A 5,032-nucleotide genomic window follows, 5' to 3' on the forward strand; every position below is an offset into this window, starting at 1 on the left:
TTCCATACCCCAGATGGCGAGCAACACGCCCGGCGACACGCCGTAATTCGCTTCGATCTTGGCGAACAGCGCCGCATTCGACTTTTTCAGCGACCGGCCCTTGGAAATAATCGCCGCGCCGCCGCGCCGCCGCATGAAATCGTCCACCGAGCCGCTGAAAGCCTTGTGAATGCCGCGGTCGACGGAGATCGTCTTGGTCGCGTAGTTCGCCCCGGCCAGAGCGGCCAGCCCCTTGGCGCCTACACCTTCCGACCTGGCCTGCGCGGCAAAATCCTGCTTCCAGGCCTCGAAGCCGGCGCCGGTCTTGCCGCAGCTGGCCGCTGCCTGTGCGCCCGTCGCCAGCGCAAGCACCGCCACCACGGCCGCTGCAAACATCTTTCCCTTGGCAAGAATTGCCATGTTGATCTCCTGGTTGCCTGAATCACGTCCCAATTGCGAACTTGCCAGCGAAACGCGCACTTGTCACTGTCACCGCTGCAATGCTGGCGAATGCCGTGGAATTTGCCTAGGATCAAGTGATTATTGTGGCAAGGGGGCTGCATGCAAGACGTTGATGTCGTCATCATCGGTGCCGGCTCGGCGGGTCTTGCCGCCGCCAGGACCCTGCAGGCCGCGGGGCTTTCCTTCACGCTGCTCGAAGCGATGGACCGAATCGGCGGGCGAGCCTGGACCAGCGACCAGCATTTCGGCGTGCCTTTCGACATCGGCTGCGCCTGGCTGCATGCCGCCGACCGCAATCCCTATTTTCCCGAAGCCCAGGCGGCAGGCTGGACGTTGCATCATCACGACATGAACGTTGATCATCTCTACTACCGCGAGCGCAAGGCGAGCGAAGCGGAAGAAGCCGACATGAAGGCCGCCGACGCAAAGCTGTTCGAACTGCTGGCCAGGCATGAAGTGAAGGACGGAGATGACGATCGTCTTTCGGCGCTTTTGGCAAAAGGCCATGCGCCGCGCGCCGCCGCCACCTTCGCCGGGCCGATGGATTTCGGTGCCGACGAGGACGAAATCTCGATCCTGGACTTCCAGGCCGCGGCCGATCTCGACCCGAACTACTTCAGCAAGGAGGGCCTTGGCGCGCTGGTGGCGCGTTTCGGCGCCGGCGTGCCGGTCGAACTGTCGACGCCGGTGCGCAAGATCCTGTGGGACGTGCCCGGCGTCGCCTGCGTCACCGATCGCGGCACCGTCCGCGCCAAAGCAGTGATCGTCACCGCTTCGCCGGCGGTGCTCGCCTTCGAGGAGATCGCGTTCTCGCCGGCCCTGCCCGACACGCATTTCGGCGCCTTCTTCGACCTGCCGATGGGCATGCTGACCAAATTGCCGGTCGAGATATCGGGCACCAGGCTCGGGCTGCAGCCCTTCGACGACCTGCTGATCGAGCGGATGGCCAGGCACGACATCTATTTCCTCTGCTTCCCGTTCGACCTTGACCTGATGGTCGGCTTCGTCGGCGGCGATTTCGCCTGGGAAATGTCGGCGGCCGGCGAGGCGGCCGGCATCGACTTCGTCGTCGACCGGCTGTGCGGCATCTTCGGCGGCGATACGCGCAAGCATGTCGGACGCGCAATGATGACCAATTGGGGCGGCGAGCGCTTCGTGCGCGGCGCCTATGCCGCGGCCCGCCCCGGCCGTTCACTGGCGCGCGCCGCACTCATGCAGCCGGTGGCCGACAAGATCTTCTTCGCCGGCGAGCATCTGGCCGGCTCGCTGGTCCAGACCTGCGGCGGCGCACGGCTGTCGGGCGAGGCGGTGGCAAGGCAGGTTGTCGCCCAGCTTGCGGCCAAATAGCTTCAGGTAATGTGGAACACCGCGCGGCTGTTCGCGTTGGGCACGGGCCGCCGTGAACATTTGTGTCACCTCCGGTGAATTGAGACCGACATGAAACTCTTCGACTGCCCGCATTGCGGCCATCGCATCTATTTCGAGAACGCCCAGTGCCTGAACTGCGGGAACCCCGTGCTCTACGATCCCGAGCACGCCTGTTTTGCGCTGGCGGGCGTCGATGGCGTCTTCCAGTGCACCAACGCCGATGAATGCGCCTGCAACTGGATGGCGGAACCGGGTCACGCTTTTTGCCGCGCTTGCGTGCTGAACCAGCTGATCCCGGATCTCTCCGTCGACGGCAACCGCCGCCGCTGGATCCGTGTCGAAGCGGCGAAGAAGCGCGCCATCTACTCGCTGCTGGCCTTCGGGCTGCCGGTGGCGCCCAAGCAGAACCCGGCCGACGAGATCGGCCTGGCATTCGACTTCCTCGCCGATCCGATCGGCGGCGGCCCCGGCGGCGAGCGGATTCTTACCGGCCACGACAATGGCCTGATCACGCTCAACGTCGCCGAGGCGGATTCGGCCGAGCGCGAGAAGCGGCGCGTCGAGATGGGCGAGAACTACCGCACCTTGCTCGGTCATTTCCGCCACGAGCTCGGGCACTATTACTGGGACCGCCTCATCCGCGACGATCCGCACAGGCTCGAAGCTTTCCGCGCACTGTTCGGCGACGACCGCGCCGATTACGAACAGGCGCTGAAGGCCTATTATGCCAATGGTGCGCCGCCCGACTGGCAGCAAGGCCACATCTCGGCCTATGCGACCTCGCATCCATGGGAAGACTGGGCCGAGACCTGGGCTCATCACCTGCACATCACCGACACGCTGGAAATGGTGCACGCGCTGAACTTTCCGCTCGGCCGGCTGGAGACGGTGGAGGCCAACGACTTGCCGCGCGGCGACACAGGCGGCGGGTTGCAGGCCGCACCCTCGGAGCCGGCGACCGCGCCCCAGCCTTTCGAAAAGATTCTTACCCGCTGGCTGGTGCTGTCGGAAGCCTCCAATTCGATCAACCGCTGCATGGGCCTGCCCGACCTCTACCCCTTTGTCATTTCGGACGTCACGGCACGGAAATTGGAATTCGTTCACGAACTTCTGACCGATTTGCCTGGAGAACACGGAACAAATCGTGAGTTGGCGCAGGCGCTTTAGCGGGAACGCATGAGCTGCTGCCCCGTTTTCGCTGGCGAGGGACCATGAAAACGGAGAGAAACCATGAAATCCCTGTTGTTTCCTGCGGTAGCCGGAATGCTGACCGTGATGTCAGGCGCCGCGTTTGCCGATACCGCCGTCTCAGCCGTCACCGATCTTAACGTGCGCGCCGGACCCGGCCCGCAATATCCCGTGATCGGCGTGCTCGCCGCCGGCCAGTCGGCAACGCTCAATGGCTGCATCGAAAACAGCAAATGGTGCACCATAGCCGAGGCCGGCGGCCAGGGCTGGGTCTATTCCGACTATGTGACGGCCGATATCGGCGGCAGCCGCGTGGTGCTGACGGAACGGCGCTCCAGCGTTGCTGTCGTCTCGCCGCCGGAGGACATCGGCAACTACTCGACCGATTATACCGGCGCGATCATCGCCAGCGATCCGGTCGTGGATGACTTCCCGCCGCCTCCGGCTGAAGTCCGCACCTATGTCGATACACATCGCCTCGATCCCATCTATCTCGAAGGCGAAGTGGTGACCGGCGCGACCCTGCCCGACACCGTCGAGCTGCGCGAGATTCCGGACTACAATTACCGCTATGTCTATGTGAACGGCCAGCGGGCGCTGATCGATCCGCAGACCCGGCGCATCATGTACGTCGTTCGCTGACGACAAGCGGCCGCTGTGACAGCAGCGGCCGCCAGCAGGCCGCGCCGCCGCGCGGCGCTCTCCTGCGCTCTGGCCTAGTCCTTTGCGGAAAACCATTCCGATTTTCCCGGCCATCGGTTAGTCAATAGGCGATGACTTTGGCAAGGGAGCCCGCGTGACCATCGATCCGGCCGCCTTCGAGCGTTACAGGCATTCGCCGAACGCCAGGACGACCTTACCGCGCCTGTTGCTCGGAACGGGGATCGTGGTCCTTTTTTGGGCAGCAACCACCGTGGCCGTGCTGGTCGGCGGCACCTATGCGTTCATCGCCTGGCAGGCGACCCCATCATCCGGCATTCAGGGCTTCCTCGCTTCGCCCCTCGGCATCCTCACCGCGCTCGTCTCGTTTGCCGGCATCTGGATCGGCCTGTGGGTCGCGATGCGCTGGGTGCATGGCGAGAAGCTGTCGGCGCTGATCGGCAACAGCCGACGAGTTTCATGGCCCGACTTCCTCAAAGGGCTGATCGCCGTGCTGATCACGTCGTTCATATCCGAGGTCCTGCTCTATCTCTTGCAGCCGCAGATCACGCGTGGCCCGATCAGCTTGTCATCCTGGCTGCTGTTTGCGATCCCGATCGCCGCGCTCACCTTGGTGCAGACCTCTTCGGAAGAGCTGCTGTTTCGCGGCTATCTGCTGCGCGGTCTCGCCAGCCGGTTCACGAGCCCGGTAATCTGGGCCCTGCTGCCGGCCCTGCTGTTCACCTCGCTGCATTGGAGCGCGAGTTCGTCACCAGCCATCAATGCTTGCGTGCTGGCGTCGATCGCCGCTTTCGCGCTGCTGCTGACGCTTATCGTCTACGCAACCGGCAATCTCGGCGCCGCACTGGGTGCTCATCTCGGCAACAACCTGACCGGGTTTCTCTTGATCTCGCATCAGGAAAGCTACAATTCCTTCGCCCTGTTCAATGCCAGGCCGCTCGAGGGACCGGGCTGGGCGACGTCGGATGCGGTTCTCATCGCCTTCATCGGCATCGCCTGCAGCATGCTGACCATCGTGCTGCTTCTACATCCGCGTTCGCCGCTCAAGGTCGCCGCCGAATTTCCATAGTCGAGCCGGGAAATCCGTCTAGGCTGTTGCGGACTGTGAACTATTCTTCACATATGGATTGACACATCAAGCCTGTGAACTATAGTTCACAGATGGTCGAGGTTCGCCAAACCACCGACTTTCGCGACTGGCTCAACAGCCTGAGGGATAAGCGGGCCGCCGAAAAGATCGCGATCCGCATCGCCCGCGTCCAGTCCGGCCTCATCGGAGACGTGAAGTATTTCGATGGCATCGGCGAACTTCGGTTGGACGTTGGCCCTGGATACCGCCTCTATTTCATCAAGCGCGGCAACGAAATCATTATCC

At 63.3% G+C, this 5,032-nt stretch carries 6 protein-coding genes; 5 read left to right on the forward strand and 1 reads right to left on the reverse strand.

Annotated elements, in window-relative coordinates:
* A partial coding sequence (locus EN964_RS24040) for a lytic murein transglycosylase (protein ID WP_206528752.1) occupies positions 1-399 on the reverse strand: 399 nt, incomplete at its 3' end.
* 141 nt (positions 400-540) lie between these two features.
* On the opposite strand from EN964_RS24040, the gene EN964_RS24045 reads away from it, so the two are divergent.
* The 5 genes from EN964_RS24045 to EN964_RS24065 form a co-directional block, all read left to right on the forward strand.
* Positions 541-1,788 (forward strand): NAD(P)/FAD-dependent oxidoreductase, encoded by a 1,248-nt coding sequence (locus tag EN964_RS24045; protein WP_127271188.1) that lies wholly within the window; start codon positions 541-543, stop codon positions 1,786-1,788.
* Positions 1,789-1,878: 90 nt separating this feature from the next.
* The gene (locus tag EN964_RS24050; protein ID WP_127276799.1) at positions 1,879-2,976 is read left to right on the forward strand and encodes a putative zinc-binding metallopeptidase; all 1,098 of its coding nucleotides are present in this window, start codon (positions 1,879-1,881) and stop codon (positions 2,974-2,976) included.
* A gap of 63 nt (positions 2,977-3,039) precedes the next feature.
* Positions 3,040-3,639 carry a DUF1236 domain-containing protein gene (locus EN964_RS24055; RefSeq protein WP_127269501.1) on the forward strand — a complete coding sequence of 200 codons (600 nt, stop codon included), beginning with the start codon at positions 3,040-3,042 and terminating at the stop codon, positions 3,637-3,639.
* A gap of 154 nt (positions 3,640-3,793) precedes the next feature.
* Positions 3,794-4,726: a CPBP family intramembrane glutamic endopeptidase gene (locus EN964_RS24060; RefSeq protein ID WP_127269502.1), complete on the forward strand. Its 933-nt coding sequence runs from the start codon at positions 3,794-3,796 to the stop codon at positions 4,724-4,726.
* A 92-nt stretch (positions 4,727-4,818) separates the two neighbouring features.
* Positions 4,819-5,032: type II toxin-antitoxin system RelE/ParE family toxin (locus EN964_RS24065; protein ID WP_127276801.1), on the forward strand; the 214-nt coding region annotated here is incomplete at its 3' end.

Origin of the sequence: Mesorhizobium sp. M7A.F.Ca.CA.001.10.2.1 (assembly GCF_003998575.1) — a bacterium.
In the GTDB taxonomy this organism is placed as follows: domain Bacteria; phylum Pseudomonadota; class Alphaproteobacteria; order Rhizobiales; family Rhizobiaceae; genus Mesorhizobium.